Here is a 17,742-nt window from a genome sequence, read left to right on the forward strand (position 1 = left end):
GATCGCAGTAGAGACAAGTGTCTGCGTTCGGCCAACGACGAGAGACCAGCGGACTGCGAGCGTGGCGGTGTGCCGGGATTCCGGCCCGTGTTCCTCTGGAAAGGCTCGTCGATGTCCCCTCTCGCCCGCTGGTGCCACCGGCACCGGCTCGCCGTCGTCCTGGCCTGGGTAGGCCTGCTGATCGCCCTGGGCGGGGCGGTCGGCGCGGCCGGCAGCAACTTCGGCAACAGCCCGCTGTCGCAGGACACCGACTCGGCCAGGGCGACGGCTCTGCTCCAGAAGGGCGCGAGCAGCGCCGCGGGCAAGAGTGGCCGGGTCGTCTGGCAGGTGAGTGAGGGCAAGGTCACCGACGGCGCGGCCGAGCGGGCCATGGCCGGAGCGCTGAAGCGCATCGCCGACGCCCCGGGCGTCGCCTCGGTGACCGACCCCTACACGCCCGCCGGCCGTGCCCAGCTCAGCGAGGACGGCAGGACGGCGTACGCGACGGTCGCGTTCGACGACGGCGTGGACGACGCCCGGATCGACCATGTGAAGGACCTCGCGACGGCCCCCGAGTCGGGGAGTCTGCACATCGCGCTCAACGGGCAGGCCTTCACCGTCAACCCGGAGCCGAACGCGGTCGCCGACGCCATGGGCATCGTGCTCGCCTTCGTCGTGCTGCTGTTCGTCTTCCGGGCGGTGTGGGTGGCGGCGCTGCCCATCATCACGGCCGTCGCCGGCGTCGGCACCTCCGCGGTCACGGTGATGCTGCTCAGCCACGCCGTCACGCTCTCCGACACCACGCTGACCCTGGGTTCGCTGATCGGTCTGGGCGTCGGCATCGACTACGCGCTGTTCATCGTCAACCGACACCGCGGCAACCTGATGGCGGGCATGAGTGTGGCCGACTCGGTCGCCAAGTCCCTCAACACCTCCGGCCGGGCCGTGGTGTTCGCCGGTCTGACCGTCGTCGTCGCGCTGCTGGGCATGCTCACCCTGAACGTCGGCATCATCAACGGCATGGCGATCGGCGCGGCCATCACCGTGGTCCTGACCGTGCTGGCCGCCATCACCCTGCTGCCGGCGCTGCTCGGCGTGATCGGGACGAGGATCCTCGGACGCGCCGAGCGCCGCACCGAGGCCGGGCAGGCGCCGGGCGCGGCGGGCGCCACCGGGATGTGGGGCCGCTGGGCCGAGCACGTCCAGGCACGGCCCAAGGTTCTGGGCCTGGTCGGGCTCGTGGTGCTCGCGGCCCTCGCGCTGCCGACGCTCTCCCTGCGGCTGGGCGCGTCCGACGACGGCAACCTGCCCGCGTCCTCGACGAACCGTCAGGCGTACGACATGATCGCGGACGGCTTCGGCCCGGGCTTCAACGGCCCGCTCGTCCTCGCGGTCCAAGCCCCCACCGCCGCCGACAAGGCGGCCCAGGCGGAACTGGTCACCGCTCTGAAGCGGGTCGACGGTGTCGCCGGTGTCGGCGCCACCCCCATGCAGGAGGGGCAGACGGTCGGCGTGGTCTCCGTGATCCCGACCACCTCGCCGCAGTCGGCGGCCACCTCCGACCTGATCCACCACCTGCGTGACGACGTGATCCCGGAGGCGGAGCGGGGGACGTCCCTGAAGGTCTACGTGGGGGGAGTCACCGCGAGCAACGACGACTTCGCGTCGGTCCTGATGGGCAAGCTGCCGGTGTTCGTGCTGGTGATCGCCGTGCTCGGTTTCCTGCTGCTGACCGTCGCCTTCCGCAGTCTGCTCATTCCGGCGGTCGGCGCGCTGCTGAACATCCTCAGCATCGGTGTGGCCTTTGGCGCGATCGTCGTCGTGTTCCAGTACGGCTTCGGCGCGGGGCTCCTCGGGCTCGGTGCCGCGGGGCCGATCGAGTCGTTCGTGCCGATCCTGGTCGTCGGCATCATGTTCGGCCTGTCCATGGACTACCAGGTCTTCCTGGTCAGCCGGATGCGCGAGGAGTGGGCGCACACCGGTGACAGCCGTCGTGCGGTGCGGATCGGGCAGGCGGAGACCGGCAAGGTGATCGCCGTCGCCGCCACCATCATGGTCTGCGTCTTCGGCTCGTTCGTGTTCGGCGGCATGCGGGTCATCTCCGAGTTCGGCGTCAGCCTGGCGGTGGCCGTGGCCCTGGACGCCCTGCTGATCCGCATGGTCGTCGTGCCGGCGCTCATGCACCTGTGCGGACGGGCCAACTGGTGGCTGCCCCGCCGGCTGGACCGGGCACTGCCCCGCGTCTCGGTCGAGGGCCCCGCGCCGGAGCCGGCGCGACCGGCCCGGGCGGTCCGTGAGCCGGAGACGGCCGGCTTCCGCGGCTGAAAGATCATCGGCGTACGGCGCGGACCGGGCGGCGGGCTGGGCCGCCGCCGTCCGGTCCGCGCTGCGTAGAGTGAGGGAGTGCAGGTGGCAGCGGTGAGTCGGCGGTTGTCGGTCCGTCACGAACGGATCCGGGACGCGTTTCCGGCCGTGGTGCTGGTTCTGGTGGGCACGGCGGCGACCGCCGCGGGCGAGGGCGGTTCCGGCTGGCACGCACCCCGGCCGGCCGGGACGGCATGGATGGCGCTGGCCTGCGCGCCGCTCGTCTTCCGCAGCCGGTGGCCGCTTCCGGTCGTGATCGCCTCGCTGGCCGTCGATCTGGCCCACCTGTCCGTCGCGCCGGACTTCTCCATCACTCCGGCGGCGAGCCTGGTCGCGCTCTACACCCTCGCCACCCGGAGCAGCCGGCGCACCGCCTGGATCACCGGCCTCATCGCGTCGGTCCTGATCACGGCCGTCTACGCGGTCGCCGAGTCCGAACCACCCCTCGCGGGCGCCAGTCTGCTCCGCTTCGACCTGGCGATCGCGGCCACCGCGCTGGGCGACGCCGTCCGCACCCGCCGTCGGCACCTCGCCGAGGTCGAGGCACGGGCCGAACGGGCCGAGCGCAGCCGGGAGCAGGAGGCGCGGCGGCGGGTCACCGAGGAGCGGGTCCGTATCGCCCGGGAACTGCACGACGTCGTGGCCCACCACATCACCCTGGTGAACGCGCAGGCCGGCGTGGCGCACCATCTCATGCGCCACGATCCCGACCGCGCGTACGAGGCACTGGCCCACATCAAGGACAACAGCCGGGCCGCGCTCGACGAACTGCGCGCCACCGTGGGCCTGTTGCGCCAGCCCGACGACGGTCCCGACTCCCGCGCGCCCCTCCCGGGACTGGCCGACCTGGACGCCCTGGTCGGTGGTGTGCGGACGGGCGGACTGTCCGTGGAGGTGAGGTGCACCGGCACATCCCGGCCCGTGGCGCCCGCCACGGAACTGACCGCTTACCGCATCGTCCAGGAAGCGCTCACCAACACCCACAAGCACGCGTCGGCGACGCGGGCGGAGGTGGAGCTGGACTACGGACCGGACCGGCTGCGGGTCACGGTGACGGACGACGGCAGGACCGGCGCCGTCCAGGGGCCCGGCTCCGGTCATGGCCTGATCGGCATGCACGAGCGCGCGAGTGCCATCGGCGGCACGGTCACCGCGGGTCCGTTGCCGGACGGTGGCTTCCGGGTCGTCGCCGAGCTCCCTCTCGCTCTCGCCCCCGCATCCGTCCGACCCTCACGAGGTACGAGTCACCCATGACGATCCGCGTCCTGCTCGCCGACGACCAGGCCCTGTTGCGGGGCACTTTCCGGCTGCTCCTCGAGGCGCAGCCTGACATGGAGGTGGTCGCCGAGGCGTCCGACGGTGGGGAGGCGGTGCGGCTGGCCCGGTCCGCGCGGGCCGATGTGGTGGTGATGGACATCCGGATGCCAGAGGTCGACGGCATCGAGGCCACCCGGCTCATCGGCCGGGACGAGGACCTGGCCGGGGTGAAGGTGCTGGTGCTCACCACGTTCGAGGTGGACGAGTTCGTCGTCGAGGCGCTGCGGGCCGGTGCGAGCGGCTTCCTCGGCAAGGGGGTCGAACCGGCCGATCTCCTCCAGGCGATCCGGCTGGTCGCGGCCGGTGAGGCGCTGCTCTCGCCGGCCGCGACGAAGGGCCTGATCGCCCGGTTCCTTTCCCAGCCCTCCCCCGGCGGCCTCGCCGACCCCGAACGGCTGGCCACGCTGACGCCCCGGGAGCGCCAGGTCATGCAGTTGGTGGCCACGGGCCTGTCCAACGACGAGATCGCCGAGCGGCTCTTCGTCACCCCGGTGACCGTCAAGACCCACGCCAATCGGGCCATGGCCAAGCTCGGCGCCCGGGACAGGGCCCAACTCGTGGTCATGGCCTATGAGAGCGGGCTGGTCCGCGCCGGGGAACGGACCTGACCGTCACGGCACCGGCCTCCGTCACGCTCCGGTGGGTGCGGTGCGCGGCACCTCGGCGGCATCCCGCCGGAACGCCCACTCCAGCCGGGGCTCCAGCGCGAAGCGGAACAGCCGCCGCACGGGCGGGGTGCACAGGGCGGTCATGACGGCCGCCGCCACGAGGGTGACCGTGATCTCGCCGACGGGGTCGTGGATCCACTCGGGGCCGAACCAGCCGAAGTGCTTGGCCCCCTGTACCGCGAAGCCGTGCAGCAGGTAGCCGTACAGCGTGCCCGCGCCGAGGGCGGTGAACCATGTGCGCCGTCCCGGGACCCAGGCGAGGAAGCAGGCGACGAGGAGCAGCGAGCAGCCGAACAGGGCGAGGGTCATCACGGGGCCGTACCAGCCGGGGACGCCCAGTTCCTCGGCGCTGGAGCGGTGGAAGAGCCAGGCGTAGTCCCACCGGGGCGTGATCCAGTACGCCCCGGCGAGGGCCATGGCGAAGACGGGCAGGGACAGCAGGCGCGTCTCCCGTCGGCGCACCAGCCGGAAGTGTTCCGGCTTCAGCAGCAGACCGAGCACGAAGTAGGGCAGGAACTGCAGGACGCGCTGGAGATCGAGGTCGTCGCCGATGGACGGCGAGAGGGTCGCCAGGGCCGCGATGACGAGGGCGACGGGCAGCGGCCACCGCAGGAGCCTCCAGATCGGGGTGGTCAGCCGCCAGATGAACAGGGCCGCCAGGAACCACGTCAGGTACAGGGGACTCAGCAGGCTGATGGCGCGGTCGGGGTCGCCGCTCGTCCAGCGCGTGTAGTAGGTGTACGCCACCTCGAAGACGACGTACGGCACGACCACGGTGGTGACCAGGCGTTTGATCCGCTCCGGGCCGGCGTCGAAACTGCGGGAGAAGTAGCCGGAGATGACGATGAAGGCCGGCATGTGGAAGGCGTAGACGAGCGTGTAGAGCGCGGTGACGGCGCGGCTGCCGTCGCGCAGCGGTTCCCAGGCGTGTCCGATGGCCACCAGAACGATGGCCAGGTACTTGGCGTTGTCGAAGAACGCGTCTCTGGGCTTGGCCGCGGGGGCCGCCGCCGGCCGGTCGCCGGTCGACCGGCCGCTCGCGGCACGGGGGACTTCGGGTGGGGATTGCCGTGTCTCCCGGTCGCCGCGCGGGGGCAGCGTGCGCGGGCCGGCGTTTCCTTGCGGTGGAAGCCCGGACAGACCAGAACACCTCTTTCGTCGCGTGTCGGTGGTTCCCGCCTCCGATCACATCACGAAAGTTCTTCAGTTGCGTAATCATGCAACCATAGGCTCGAGGATCAGGCGTCGCGCAGCGCCTTCTCGATCTCGCCCAGCGAGCGGGTCAGCCGCCCGTAGTCGGCGGGGGCCACCGGTGCCACGAAGTACCGCTCGACGACCCGCGCGTGGACCGCGGCCGCCCGGAGGAACGCCGTGCGACCCTGCTCGGTCGGCTCGACCAGGACGCTTCTGCGGTCCCCGGGAGCCGGCACGCGCCGCACCACGCCGGTTCCCTCCATGCGGTCGATCAGGCGAGTGATGCCGCTGCTTGTGAGTGTGAGGTCGTCGGCGAGCCGGCGTTGCGAGATCTCCTCGTCCGGATGCCGGCAGAGCCGGATGAGGACCTCGAACATCGTGTGGCTGATCCCGCACTCCTTGCGCAGGGCCGTGTCGATCCGTTGCTCCAGCCGGGTGGCGGCCTTGATCAGCAGCCCGAAGTCGTGCACGAGCCGGCTGTCGGCGGCTCGTGCGGCTTCGTCGTTCTGTCGTTTCGCGGTGTCCACCCGGCCGACTTTAGTGCTTCTTCACCTACTGCTGTCTCAATTACTGAGCAATCAATTGCTGAGCAGTCAACGAACTCCTATCGTGGGTGCCCACCACCCAGCACGTCGACAGAGAGGGAAGTCAGTGGACCTTCAGCACTGGCTCGGCCGGGCCAACGACGCGATACAGCAGTGGGCCGACACCTTCGGCCCCTATGAGCAGCACCCGTCCCTCCTCGTCGACGACGACCGTTTCGCCGCCGCCTTCGAGGAGCTGACCGGGAGGCTGAAGGAGAACTACCCCTTCTTCCACCCGCGCTACGCGGGGCAGATGCTCAAGCCCCCGCACCCGGCGGCGATCGTCGGTCACCTCACCACCATGCTGATCAACCCCAACAACCACGCCCTGGACGGCGGTCCCGCCACCGCCCGCATGGAACGCGAGGCCGTCGCGCAACTGGCCACGATGTTCGGCTTCGACACGCACCTCGGCCACCTCACCACCAGCGGCACGATCGCCAACCTGGAGGCCCTCTTCGTCGCCCGTGAGCTCCACCCCGGCCGCGGCATCGCCTACAGCGCCGACGCCCACTACACCCACGGGCGCATGTGCCACGTCCTGGGCATGAAGGGGTACCCGATCCCGACCGACGACCGCGGCCGCATCAGCCTCGATGCGCTCGAGGACATCCTGCGGACGGGAGAGGTCGGCACCGTCGTGCTGACCGCCGGCACCACCGGCCTCGGAGCGATCGACCCGGTCCACGACGCCCTCGCCCTCAGAGAGCGCTACGGCGTCCGGCTCCACGTCGACGCGGCGTACGGCGGCTTCTTCACCCTGCTCGCCGGCGCCGACGGCCCGGAGGGACTCCCCCCGCAGCCCTGGCGGGCGATCGCCCGGTGCGACTCGATCGTCGTCGATCCGCACAAGCACGGACTCCAGCCCTACGGCTGCGGTGCCGTCCTCTTCCGCGACCCCGAGGTGGGACGCTTCTACCTGCACGACTCGCCCTACACCTACTTCACCTCCAGCGAGCTGCACCTCGGCGAGATCAGCCTGGAGTGCTCCCGCGCCGGCGCCTCGGCCGCGGCCCTGTGGCTCACCTTCCAGGTGCTCCCGCCCACGCCCGACGGACTCGGCCGTGTCCTCGGAGCCGGCCGGCGGGCCGCCCTGCGCTGGGCCGACCTGATCACCGCCTCGGAGGAACTGGAGCTGTACCAGCAGCCCGAGTTGGACATCGTCGGCTACTTCCCCGCGGTGGAGCCCGCCACTCTCAGCGCTGTGGACGCGGCGTCGGCACGCGTCCTGGCCGACGGCATGACCGGCCCCGATCCCGTTTTCCTGAGCACCCTGAAGGCCGACCGGGACGCCTTCACCGCACGCCACCCGCAGGTCACCGCCGATGCCGACGGTGCCCGCATCCTGCGCAGCGTCCTGATGAAGCCGGAGTCCGAGGACCACGTACCGCGCCTCCATGACCGGGTCGCGCGTCTCGCCCGGTCATGAGCGCCGCCCCGAGGGTTCACGTCAGGTCAGGGTCGCCTCGGAGCGCGTACGCCTCGGCGAGGAGGAGGTAGCTGCTGGCGGTCCAGGTGTAGGCGCGGTCGCGCAGGCCCGTTCCGGCGAGGGCGTCGAAGTTCTCGGCGAAGCCGTGGGCCTCGCACAGGGCGCGGAAGCGGCTGCTGATGTCGTCCGCCAGCCGGTGGTGTCCGGCGCGGCGCAGGCCGTCCTCGACGAGGACGGTGGCGGGAGCCCAGATGGGGCCGCGCCAGTAGCCGTCGTCGAGGTAGTGGGGCGACGTGGGCAGTTCGGTGGCGAGACCGTACGGGGTCAGGTGGGCCTTGATGTGGTCGGCCAGGGCGCCGCTGACATGGCCGGGCAGATGCTCGCCGAGCACGATGGGCATGAGGTCGAGGAGACTGGCGCTGCTCCAGGTGTCCCCCGTACCGACGCCCCGGGCGACGAACCGGTCGTCCTTCCAGAGCTGGTCCAGCAGTGCCGCCTGGGTCTCCCGGGCGGCTCGCGCCCAGCGGCGGGCCTCGTCGCCTCGACCCAATTCCTGCGCCAGATAGGCGAGTTCATGCAGCTGGAGGACGAGGAAGGCGGACAGGTCGGCGGTCTCGACCACCCGCTCGGGGTCGAAGGTGGTGGCGTTGTCCCAGCCGCTGTCGTTGCCGTGCTGGTAGTGGGGGAAGGCGGCGCCGGGAGCGCGTCGGGCGGTGAGCCAGAAGTTCGTCCAGCGTTCCAGCCGCTGGTAGGTCTCGCCCAGTTCGGCCGGGCCGGGAGGCGTCGGCAGGCGGCGGCGCAGGTGGCCGAAGGCCCAGCCGTGGATCGGCGGTTTGACGAAGTTGTAGAGGACCTCGGAGTGGGTCACCGAGTCGGGCAGGGCGCCGCTGCCGTCCTGGTGGTCGAAGGGCAGGGCGAACTGGTCCCGTGCCAGTTCCGGGCAACCGGGCGCCAGGGCGAGGGCGTTGAAGCAGTGGTCCCAGCTCCACACCTTGTCCATCCAGTGCTTGGACATCAGCACCGCGGGCCGGGTGACCAGACCGGTCGGGTTCACGGTGGCCGACCAGACCACGTAGGCGGCCAGCTCGGCGGCCGGGGTGGCGGACGAGCGCCAGGGAGCCACGGCGTCCACGAACCGGGCGAACGTGGCCTGCTCGGATGCCGCGATGTCGTCGAAGGCCGCCGCGGACGTGTACGGCGGGCGTGCGGCGTCTATTTCCTCGATCGCGATCTCCCAGGCCCCGTCGGCCGTCGCGGCCGTGGCGAGACCGCGCTCGGCGCTGCCCAGCGTCTGGGCCCCGGTCGCGTCGAGGGTGCCCGACAGTGCGGTGACGCGGTACCGGCGTCCGGTCTCGTAGGACGTGAACACGTGGGCGCCGGCGGCGGCGTCGTGGAAGAACCAGGTTCCGCTGAACGGCGTCAGGGTCCGCGCGGCAGCCCGTACGGCCATGCCCAGACCGCTCCCCCGCAGTCGCACGGTGTCCGGCGACTCGTAGGCGAGCTCGACACGTCCCTGCGCGCCGATCCAGCTGAGCAGGCCCGGTCTCGCCTCCACGCGGGTCTCGGCCCGCTCTCCGGTGACCGGGTCCAGCGGTGTCAGGCTCAGGACGGCGTGCATGCCGTTCTGGTGGGAGACGAGGTGGAGATCCTCGGCGTACGTCTTCTCCGCCACCACGGGCGAGATGCCGAACCAGGACCCGTACGTGCTGAAGGGGATGTCCTGGACGGAGAAGGCCGGGCCGGAGCGGTCGGCGGTCATGAGGTGTCACTCGTTTCTCGAGCAGGGGGAGGGTCAGTCCTTGACCGCGCCGGCCGTCACGCCGGCGGCTACGTAGCGCTGGGCCAGGACGAGGATGACCGCGGCGGGCAGCGAGGCCACGACGGCGGTGGCCATGATGGCGTTCCACTCCTGGTTGTTGTTGCCGATGTAGTGGTAGATGCCGAGGGTGATCGGCTCGTGCGCCCCGCCGTTGACGAGGGTGCCGGCGAAGACGAAGTCGGACCAGGACCACAGGAACGCGAAGAGCGAGACCGTGACCACGGCGTTGCGGCTCATCGGCAGGACGATCGACCAGAAGGTGCGCACGGGCCCGGCGCCGTCCGTCCGGGCCGCCTGGAGCATTTCGCCCGGGATGCCGGACATGAACGCGGTGAAGATCAGCACCGCGAAGGGCACGGCCAGGGTGGAGTCGGCGACGATCAGCCCGGGGACGGACCGGAGCAGGCCCAGCTGCAGGTAGATGGCGTAGAAGCCCATCGCCATGATGATGCCGGGGATCATCTGCGCGGCGAGGAGGAGGAAGCTCAGCGCTCCTCCGCCGCGCGGGCGCAGTTTGGCCAGGGCGTAACCGGCGGGGGCGGACAGGGCCACGGTGAGGGCGACGGTGCCCAGGCCGATGACCAGGCTGGTGCCGAGGTAGGGCAACTGCTCGTCGAGGACGGTGCGGTAGCCGGCCAGGGTGCCGTGGACGGGGAACAGGCCGGGCGGGGACTTGCGCATGTCCTGGTCGCGGGTGAGGGAGACGTTCAGCATCCAGTAGACCGGGAAGAGCATGATCGCGGTCAGCAGGACGCCGACGATCGTCTTTCCCCAGGTGCGTCGGCTTGTCATGAGTACGCCTGCTTTCGCTGGACCCTCATGTAGAGGAGGCCGAACGCCAGGGCGGCCACCACCAGCAGGTTGCCGACGGCCGCGCCCGGGCCGAAGGCGGGCAGCAGGTTGCCGAAGCCGAGCTGGTAGGACCAGGTGGCGAACGTCGTGGAGGCGTCGGCCGGGCCTCCCTTGGTCATGATCCAGATGATGTCGAAGACCTTGAGTGTGTAGACCAGCCCGAGGAGCAGCGTGATCGCCGACACGGGGCGCAGCAGCGGGAAGGTGATGCTCCAGAAGCGGCGCCAGGCTCCCGCCCCGTCGAGGGCGGCCGCCTCGTACAGGCCGGAGGGGATGGACTGCAGGCCGCTGTAGAGCACGACCAGGTTGAACGGGACGCCGATCCAGATGTTCGCGATGATCACCGAGGTGAGCGACCAGGACGGTGACGTCAGCCAGTTGACGGGGTCGAGGCCAAGGGCGTGCAGTGCCGCGTTGACGATGCCGGAGTCGCTGTTGAGCATCCACGACCAGGTCGAGGCCGACACGATCAGCGGCAGCAGCCAGGGCACGAGGAACAGGGCCCGCAGAGTCGCCGAGAGGCGGAAGTGCTGGTTGAAGAAGACCGCGAGGGCCAGGCCGATGGCGTACTGGAAGGCCAGGCACAGGCCGGTGAAGACGACGGTGTGGAGCAGGGCCGGGGCGAAGGTCGGGTCGTCGAAGACCTTCTGGTAGTTCTCCAGGCCGGTGAACGGCGCGTCGCCCTGGACGAAGGAGCGGACGGTGTAGTTGCGCAGGCTCAGGTCGAGGTTGCGGTAGAGCGGATAGGCGTAGAAGAGGGCGAGGTAGAGGGTCACCGGGGTGAGGAAGGCCCAGGCGGCCCACTGCGGGGAGACGGGCCGGCGGCGCTGCGTGGTGCGGGCCGGGGGTGGGGCGGCGTGGGCCGCCCCGTTCCGCGGCCGCACGGACCGGTGGTCCGGCGGACGGACGGTCTGCTTCATCGGGCCCACATCACTTGACCGCGGCCTGCGCCGAGGTCAGCGCGTCCTCGGGCGACTTGGAGCCGCTGAGGGCGGACTGCACGGCCTTCCACATCTGCTCGGAGATCTTGGGGTACTTGGTGCCCAGGTCGTCACTGGTGCGGCCCTTGGCCGCCTTGACCGCGTCGACCCACGGCCCCAGCGCGGCGTCCGCCGCCACCTGCTTCTGCCGGACGTCTTCGGTGGGGGCGACGTAGGAGAGGGTGGTGTCGGTGTCGTACAGGTTGGTCTTGCTGGTCAGGCAGGTCGTGAGCTTGCTCGTGGTGGCGTAGCGGGCGGTGTCGCTCTGGACGGGGACGGTGACGAACTCGCCGCCCGTCGGGGCCGCGGCGTTGCCGCCGCCGGTGGCCGGTATGGGCAGGACGCCGTAGTCGAAGCCGGCCTTCTTGGCGGCCGCGAGCTGCCAGGTGCCGTTCTCGGCGAAGGCGTAGTCGCCGCTGGCGAACTCCTGCCAGCTGGTGGTCTGGGTGTTGTTGAGCACGGAGTTGGGGGCGTAGCCCTTGTCCAGCCAGCCCTTCCACAGCGACAGCGCGGAGACGGCCGCGGGCGAGTCGAGGTCGGTCAGGGCGGCGCCGGAGCCCCAGAACCACGGCAGGAACTGGAAGCTGCCCTCCTCGGTGCCGATCGCGGAGAAGGTGATGCCCTTCTTGCCCGCGTTCTTGATCTTCTCCAGGGCTGCCGTCAGCGACTTCCAGTCCTTGACGGAGGCGATGTCGACGCCGGCCTCCTTGAGGACCTTCTTGTTGTAGTAGAGCGCGAGGGTGTTGGCGCCGATCGGGGTGCCGTAGGTCTTGCCGTCCGACTGGCCGGCCGCGAGGAGATTGGGGTCCACGGCGGAGGTGTCGAGCTTGTTCTCGTCGGTCGTGGTGAGCACGCCCGCGTCGGCGAGGGTGGACACCACGGGGTTGTCGACGATGAGGACGTCCGGGGAGTTGCCCTGCTGGGCCGCGAGCAGCGTCTTGTTGGCCAGGTCGCTGGTGTCGAAACCGGTCCGCTCGACCTTCACTCCGGCCTTGCCGCCGCAGGCGTCCAGCAGCTTCACCCACGCCGAGCCCTTTGCGAACTGCGGGTAGGGGTCCCAGATGGTGTAGGTGCCGCTGTCCGCGCCCTTGGTGTCGGTGCTCCCCGAGCCGGAGGAGCAGGCGGTGCCGACGGCGGCGAGGACGGTCGACAGGGCCACTGCGGCGAGACGCCGTCTGGAAGTGCTGTGCATCGCGGGTTCCTTCGTTCTAGGCACAGGGGTGCCGTGGCGGGGGCGATGTGGGGGAAGCGGGCACACCGGAGGGAGGCGGTGAGGGGGTGCGCTCGAAGCGGGGAGGAAGGGAGGCAGCGGGGGTCAGGGCTGGGAGGAGCCGGTGGCGGGTCCCGTACTGGCCCGCAGTGAGATGGGGGGTGTCAGCAGGTGGTGCCGAGCGGGAGCGCCGGGCTGGTCGAGCCGCTCCACGAGCAGTTCTACGGCGCGCCGGCCCAGTTCCTCCGCCGGCACGTCCGCGGCGGTGAGCTGCGGGGTCACTGTCTCCGCCCACCGGCTCGCCACCACCCCGGTGACGGAGAAGTCGCGCGGCACGTGGCGGCCGGCCCGGGCCAGTCCTCGGTAGAGACCGCCCAGCGCGGCCTCGTTCAGGGTGACCAGGGCGGTGGTGTCCGGGTCGTCGCGCAGGATGTGTTCCAGGCAGGCCTGGCCGGAGGCGGCGTCGTCCCCGCAGCAGTATGTCCGCACGGTCAGCCCGCGCTCGGCCGCGGCCTTGGTGAAGCCGTCGAGGCCACGGTGTGCCGATTCGTACCCGGCGCGCAGCAGTTGCTCGGGGCGGTTGACGAAGGCGACCCTGCGGTGGCCCAGGTCCGCGAGGTGGTGGACGCATGCCGCCGCCAGCGCGGTGTGGTCCAGGCCGACCCACCAGCCGCTCTCCGGGTGGGCGGTGCGGCCGATGGCGACGGCCGGGAAGTCGAGCGCGGCGAGGTGGTCGGCCCGGTCGTCCTCCAGCCTGATCTCCATCAGGATGGCGCCGTCGACCCGCCGTTCCCCCAGCAGCCGCTGGAAGGACCGGTCGCTGTCCACGCCGCTCGGTGACAGCAGCACGTCGTAGTCGTAGGCAGCGGCGGCCTCCACGACACTGCCGATGAAGTCCAGCTGCATGCCGGTGTAGTGGTTGCCGGCCGGCGGGAAGACGAGGCCGATGGTGCTGGTCCGCCCGTTGGCCAGGGCGCGGGCGCTGGCGCTGGGCTGGTAGCCCAGTTCGTCGACGACCTGCTGGATCTTCCGGCGGGTGTCCTCCGAGACCGGTCGCTTGCCGCTGAGCGCGTAGGACACGGTGCTCCGCGAGACACCGGCTCGCTTGGCGATCTCCCCGATGTTCACGGCATCTCCTGGCTCGTCGAACCGGTTCGCATGGCAGGAAGGTAGGAACTGCCCCGACTCCTGTCAACACCTGGGACGCACTTCCCTGGTCCACGGGGTGTCCGCCCGGAATCCTGGTGTCGTAGGCATTGCTGACCGGGGGTGCCGGTGCTAGCTTCGCGAACCGGTTCGACGCATCGGCCCGTTCGGTCGCGGTGAGACAGACCCTCATGCCCTCATCCGCGCACCGGCGTAACCGCCCCTGACGCTGCCCCTACCCCCTGCACACGCCACCTGCATCCGCCACTGATCGAACCGGTTCGACGGGCGTGCGGACCGAAACCGCTGCTCGACGAAGCGACGACACGACGCGACGACACGACGACTGAGGACGCCATCCATGCCATCCGCTGACAGATTCGCGCGACGCCGGGCTCCGGCCGCCGTGGCGCTGACCCTCGGGGCGGGCCTGCTGGCCGCACCGGCCGCCCCCGCGCAGGCCGCCGAGGCACCGCAGCCCGCCGCGCACTACTCCTTCGACCAGGACGACCTCGCCTCCGGGAAGATCACCGACAGCTCCGGCAACGGCCTGACGGCGACCCTGGTGAACGCCTCCACCGCCCGCTCGGTGGACGGCTCGGCCGGAGGCAAGGCGCTGTCCCTGCCCGGCGGTGCTCCCGCGTCCGACGGCGCGTACGTCCGGCTGCCCCGCCAGGTGCTCGCCGGAACGACCGACCTGACCGTCTCCGCGCGCGTGAAGTGGAGCGGTGACAAGTCGCCCTGGCAGCGGATCTTCGACCTGGGCACGGACACCACCAAGTACCTCTTCAGCACGCCCTACAACGGCAGCGGTTTGTTCCAGACCTCCGTGACCACCGGGGGCGGGGGCGCGGAGACCCAGGTCCGCGGCTACGCGAGCCTGCCCGCCGACGAGTGGCGGACGGTCACCGTCACCCTCGACACCACCGCCGGCCGGCTCACCACCTACCTCGACGGCGTGGCGGTCTCCTCCGCCGCGACCGGCATCAAGGCGGGAGACCTGCTGGACGGTTCCGCCACCGCCGCCGGGTACATCGGCAAGTCCCTCTATCCGGACCCGCTGCTCCGGGGCGCGATCGACGACTTCACCGTGTGGCACGCGGCACTGAGCCCCGAGCAGGTGGCCGGTACGGTCGGGTCCGTGCCCACCCTCCAGCAGCTCTCCAAGACCTCCTTCGAGGCACGCACCACGACCGGGACCGCCCCGTCGCTCCCCGCCGCCGTCCGCGCCTCCTTCTCCGACGGCTACGACCGCGACACGCCCGTCACCTGGGACGCCGTGCCCTCCGACAAGTACGCCGCGCCGGGCACCTTCACCGTCGCCGGGACGGCGGCCGGGCGCGCGGTGAAGGCCACCGTCACCGTGGTCCGCGAGGGAGAGCTCACCGTCGACCTCGGCTCGGACACCGGCGCGTTCCACGGTGGCGCCTCCGGCACCCTCTACGGCGTGTACGGGCCGGACGTCCCCACCAACAACCTCATGGAGGGCATGGGCCTGCGCACGGTCTCCACCAAGGCGCAGGACGGTCCCCAGCACCCCGGCGCCGACGCACTGGAGGTGGTGAGGCCGCTGGCCGACTCCACCGACGGTGACGTGTACATCTACATGACCGACATCCACCGCGGCTTCCCCTACGAGTGGCCGGGCGACACACCCGCGCAGAAGCTCAAGCTGTACGAGGAGAAGATCGCCAAGCAGGTCGACCAGGTGCTCCGGCTGCCGAAGCAGTACCAGGACAACATCGTCTTCGTGCCGTTCAACGAGCCCGAGGGCAACATGTTCGGCACCGGGCAGTGGAGTTACGACAAGGTCAGCTGGCTGGACGACCCCGACGACTACTTCGCCGCCTGGGACTCCGCGTACAAGCTCATCAAGACCAGGATGCCCGGCGCCCGCATCGCCGGGCCCAACACCAGCATCCTCTACGACCAGGTCAAGGGCTTCCTCACCCACGCCCTGGCCGCCGGCACCCTCCCGGACGTCATCACCTGGCACGAGCTGAGCCACCCGGAGGCGGTGCGCCAGAGCGTCGCCAAGTACCGCGCCTGGGAGAAGGACCTGTTCAAGGGCACCGACCGGGAAGGCACACAACTCCCCATCAACATCAACGAGTACGCGTTCAACTACCACACCTCGGTGCCGGGCCAGATGATCCAGTGGGTGTCCGCGATCGAGGAGTCCAAGGTCGACGCCGACATCGCCTACTGGAACATCGACGGCAATCTGTCGGACTCCGCGGTGCAGTCGAACCGCGGCAACGGGCAGTGGTGGCTGCTGAACTCGTACGCCTCGATGAGCGGCCACACCGTGAAGGTGACCCCGCCGTTCCCGGGCGAGAACTACACCATGCAGGGCGTCGCCACCCTCGACGAGAAGAGGAAGCAGTCCCGGCTGATCTTCGGCGGGTCCACCGGCAAGGGCCACATCACCTTCGCGGGCGTCCCGAAGAAGGTCTTCGGCAAGCGCGTGCACGCCTGGGTGCGGGAGATCGAGTGGAGCGGGCAGGTCGGTGACTCGTCCGGTCCGAAGCTCCTCGCCGAGACGAACCTGACGGTCGGCGGCGACGGCACGGTCGCCCTCGACTTCGGCGACGGCACCCTGCCGAAACTGAAGGAGTCCTCGGCCTACGAGGTCATCCTCAGCCCGGCCGGCGAGGCGAAGGGCACGCAGGCACCGCCCGTACGCTGGCAGTCCTCGTACGAGGCCGAGGACGCCGCGCACACCGGCTCCGGCTGGTCGAAGAACGGCCCGGAGGGCTCACCGCGTGACGTGTCGAAGTTCTACACCTCCGGCGGCTACGACGTCGGCGGCCTGCGCACCGGCTCGGACGTCGCACTCGACTTCACCGTGGACGTCCCCGAGGACGGCACCTACGACCTGAGTGTCTTCGCCAACTCCCTCAACACCTACGACAAGGTCAAGGAGCAGGGCCCCACCAACGTCTTCCTGCGCGTGGACGGCAAGGCGGCCGGTGAGCAGGAACTGCACCTGCCGCTCGGCTACAAGTGGGTCGTGTGGGACCACGCCGACACCAAGGTCGAGCTCACCAAGGGCAAGCACACCCTGACGCTCGCCGCGAAGAGCGCCGACGGCAAGCGGGCGACGAAGGGCGACGCCATCGTCGACCGCCTGACCCTCTCGCTCCCCCGCGCCTCGGCGGACACGCAGGTGTACGAAGGTGAACTGGCCTGGCCCGCCGGCGGGGCACGACCGGTGTACGAGCTTCCGAAGCCGGCGGCCAGCGGTTCGGGCGCGGTCCGGCTCGCGAAGGACCAGAGCGCGACGTTCTGGGTCTACTCTCCGGCCGATCGCGAGGCCACCCTCCTGGTCGACACCCTCGGCGGTACGGGCGCCCGGCTCTCCGTCAACGGCCACGACGTCCTGCGCCTGGCCAAGGGCCGGAGCAGTGCGGCGGTCTCCCTCTCCGGCGGCGTCAACAAGGTGACGGTGACCGGTGGCCCGGCCACGACCCTCGTCGACCGTCTCACGGTCACCCCGACCGAGGGCACGCTGCCGGCGCGCACCTACGAAGCCGGGGACGCGACGCTCGCCGGTTCGGCCACGCTCGCCCCACTGTCCCTCGCCACCGACGGCACGGCGATCACGGGCATCGGCGGCGCCCCCGGCAACGGCAACACGGCGACGTTCACCGTCACAGCCGACCGCGCCGGCCTGTACGCGCTGCGCATCCGCTACTCCAACCCCGAACAGTCCGAGGCCACCCACTACAACCCCGACCCGCTCGCCCGCCACGCCGACATCAGCGTCAACGGCGGCCCGGCACATCGCGTCGGCTTCCCGCACAGCTTCCACCAGAACAACTTCTGGGAGCTGACCGTCCCGGTGCAGCTGAAGAAGGGCAAGAACACGGTCGGCTTCCGCTCCGAGGAACTGCCGAACTTCGACGGCACCACCTACGCCTCGGACACCTTCCCCGGCGTGCTGCTCCGCTCCCGCTACGCGCCGCTGATCGACCGGATCACCGTCGCGCCCTATGCGCGAGAGGTGCGATGACCCGCTGACACGCGGCGCCCGGGACCGTCCCCGACGATCCCGGGCGCCGCGCCGCGCTCACTTGGCCACCCCGGTCAGAACGAGGAACTCGCCGCGGGAGCGGGCGTCGGAGCGCAGGAGGCCGGGCTGTGCCACGGTGGATTTCGCTCAGGGTGTGCTCGAGTACCCCCTCAGGATCGCCGCGA

At 70.7% G+C, this 17,742-nt stretch carries 12 protein-coding genes; 5 read left to right on the forward strand and 7 right to left on the reverse strand.

From position 1 onward, the window contains the following. Positions 1-111 precede the first annotated feature (111 nt). From ACFY5B_RS23005 to ACFY5B_RS23015, 3 genes are all read left to right on the forward strand, one after another. Positions 112-2,304: an MMPL family transporter gene (locus ACFY5B_RS23005; RefSeq protein WP_389972017.1), complete on the forward strand. Its 2,193-nt coding sequence runs from the start codon at positions 112-114 to the stop codon at positions 2,302-2,304. A gap of 84 nt (positions 2,305-2,388) precedes the next feature. Then, complete coding sequence (locus ACFY5B_RS23010) at positions 2,389-3,597, forward strand: sensor histidine kinase (RefSeq protein ID WP_389972019.1); 1,209 nt, start codon at positions 2,389-2,391, stop codon at positions 3,595-3,597. Further along, complete coding sequence (locus ACFY5B_RS23015) at positions 3,594-4,268, forward strand: response regulator (protein ID WP_389972021.1); 675 nt, start codon at positions 3,594-3,596, stop codon at positions 4,266-4,268. Before ACFY5B_RS23010 ends, ACFY5B_RS23015 begins: the two co-directional genes overlap by 4 nt. A 21-nt stretch (positions 4,269-4,289) precedes the next feature. On the opposite strand, the gene ACFY5B_RS23020 is transcribed toward ACFY5B_RS23015, so the two are convergent. After that, positions 4,290-5,426 carry an acyltransferase family protein gene (locus ACFY5B_RS23020; RefSeq protein ID WP_389972203.1) on the reverse strand — a complete coding sequence of 379 codons (1,137 nt, stop codon included), beginning with the start codon at positions 5,424-5,426 and terminating at the stop codon, positions 4,290-4,292. Positions 5,427-5,566: 140 nt separating this feature from the next. Next, positions 5,567-6,049 (reverse strand): MarR family winged helix-turn-helix transcriptional regulator, encoded by a 483-nt coding sequence (locus ACFY5B_RS23025; RefSeq protein ID WP_389972023.1) that lies wholly within the window; start codon positions 6,047-6,049, stop codon positions 5,567-5,569. Between the two features lie 124 nt (positions 6,050-6,173). Here ACFY5B_RS23025 and ACFY5B_RS23030 point away from each other — a divergent pair, with 124 nt between their 5' ends. Continuing rightward, positions 6,174-7,535 carry a pyridoxal phosphate-dependent decarboxylase family protein gene (locus tag ACFY5B_RS23030; protein ID WP_389972024.1) on the forward strand — a complete coding sequence of 454 codons (1,362 nt, stop codon included), beginning with the start codon at positions 6,174-6,176 and terminating at the stop codon, positions 7,533-7,535. 16 nt (positions 7,536-7,551) lie between these two features. On the opposite strand, the gene ACFY5B_RS23035 is transcribed toward ACFY5B_RS23030, so the two are convergent. From ACFY5B_RS23035 to ACFY5B_RS23055, 5 genes are all read right to left on the reverse strand, one after another. Continuing rightward, positions 7,552-9,294, reverse strand: a complete 1,743-nt coding sequence (locus tag ACFY5B_RS23035) for an amylo-alpha-1,6-glucosidase (protein ID WP_389972026.1) — start codon at positions 9,292-9,294, stop codon at positions 7,552-7,554. 33 nt (positions 9,295-9,327) lie between these two features. Continuing rightward, a complete protein-coding gene (locus ACFY5B_RS23040; protein ID WP_389972028.1) occupies positions 9,328-10,146 on the reverse strand; it encodes a carbohydrate ABC transporter permease in 819 nt (272 codons plus the stop codon). Further along, positions 10,143-11,126, reverse strand: a complete 984-nt coding sequence (locus ACFY5B_RS23045; protein ID WP_389972030.1) for a carbohydrate ABC transporter permease — start codon at positions 11,124-11,126, stop codon at positions 10,143-10,145. Before ACFY5B_RS23045 ends, ACFY5B_RS23040 begins: the two co-directional genes overlap by 4 nt. A gap of 10 nt (positions 11,127-11,136) precedes the next feature. Beyond that, the gene (locus tag ACFY5B_RS23050) at positions 11,137-12,378 is read right to left on the reverse strand and encodes an extracellular solute-binding protein (RefSeq protein WP_389972032.1); all 1,242 of its coding nucleotides are present in this window, start codon (positions 12,376-12,378) and stop codon (positions 11,137-11,139) included. A 123-nt stretch (positions 12,379-12,501) separates the two neighbouring features. Next, complete coding sequence (locus tag ACFY5B_RS23055; protein WP_389972034.1) at positions 12,502-13,524, reverse strand: LacI family DNA-binding transcriptional regulator; 1,023 nt, start codon at positions 13,522-13,524, stop codon at positions 12,502-12,504. A 379-nt stretch (positions 13,525-13,903) separates the two neighbouring features. On the opposite strand from ACFY5B_RS23055, the gene ACFY5B_RS23060 reads away from it, so the two are divergent. Further along, a complete protein-coding gene (locus ACFY5B_RS23060) occupies positions 13,904-17,557 on the forward strand; it encodes a LamG-like jellyroll fold domain-containing protein (RefSeq protein ID WP_389972035.1) in 3,654 nt (1,217 codons plus the stop codon). The last annotated feature ends 185 nt before the right edge of the window (positions 17,558-17,742 follow it).

Source organism: Streptomyces sp. NPDC013187 (genome assembly GCF_042899705.1).
In the GTDB taxonomy this organism is placed as follows: domain Bacteria; phylum Actinomycetota; class Actinomycetes; order Streptomycetales; family Streptomycetaceae; genus Streptomyces; species Streptomyces hawaiiensis_A.